Here is an 864-nt window from a genome sequence, read left to right as displayed (position 1 = left end):
GGGGGGGGGGGGGTGCTACAACCGCTCCGCTATGTTTTTTAAACAAGCAAAAATTACAACAAGGAGAATAACAATGAAAAGATTGTTAATTAGCTCTATTGCAGCTATGGCTCTTACAAGTAGCGTAGTGGTAGCAGAAGAAAGCGGAGCATTTGTAGGTTTGGGCTTAGGCTTTGGTGGAAATAGTGTTGAAAGCAAGTCTCCAGATGGAAAAGAAACGGCTAAAGGCAGTGGCTTAAATTACGGCTTAGTAGCTGGTTACAAACAATTCTTTACTGATAGCTTTGGACTTCGCTATTATGCAAATATTGACTACAATAGCTCTAAAATCAAAATGGATACTGAAAAAGTGGCATTAAATGCCATTAACTATGGTGTGAATGTAGATGCACTTTATAACTTTGTAAGCTCTGATGGTATGGACTTTGGTGCATTCTTGGGTCTAGGACTTGGCGCTAATACTTGGAGTGGAAAAGTAGTAGATGGACTTAAAGAGCAAGCTAAAGATTTTGGTAAAAAAGCTTCAACAACAGGCTTTGATTTAGCTCTTAATGCTGGTTTGCGTGGTGTATTTGCTAAGCAACACGGCGTTGAAATTTTTGCAAGAGTGCCATTTATTGCAACAACAATGCTTGATGCTAAAGAAGGAACAGAGAGTGTAAAATATAGCACATCTCGCAACTATAATGCAGGTGTTCGCTATACATTTAGCTTCTAATAGATTCTAGGACTTGCTAGAATCTAAAAGCTTGACTTGCCCTTAGCTTTTTTATAAAAGGCTAGGGCAGTTTTTTCATATAAACTTCCTTTTGCAGAATCTTGCAGGATTTTGTTAAATCAATGCATAGGACTTGGGATTCTGCA

General features: G+C 38.5%; 1 protein-coding gene. It reads left to right on the top strand.

Going from position 1 to position 864, the window contains the following annotated elements; genetic code table 11:
* The first annotated feature begins 73 nt into the window (after nt 1-73).
* Nucleotides 74-718, top strand: coding sequence for an outer membrane protein (locus LS74_RS10780; RefSeq protein ID WP_034589232.1), 645 nt, complete (start codon nt 74-76; stop codon nt 716-718).
* The last annotated feature ends 146 nt before the right edge of the window (nt 719-864 follow it).

It is taken from the genome of Helicobacter magdeburgensis, assembly GCF_000765825.2.
Classification (GTDB): Bacteria; Campylobacterota; Campylobacteria; order Campylobacterales; family Helicobacteraceae; genus Helicobacter_C; species Helicobacter_C magdeburgensis.
Note: the sequence above shows the minus strand (reverse complement) of the source record. Positions and strands in the feature narration are given on the sequence as shown.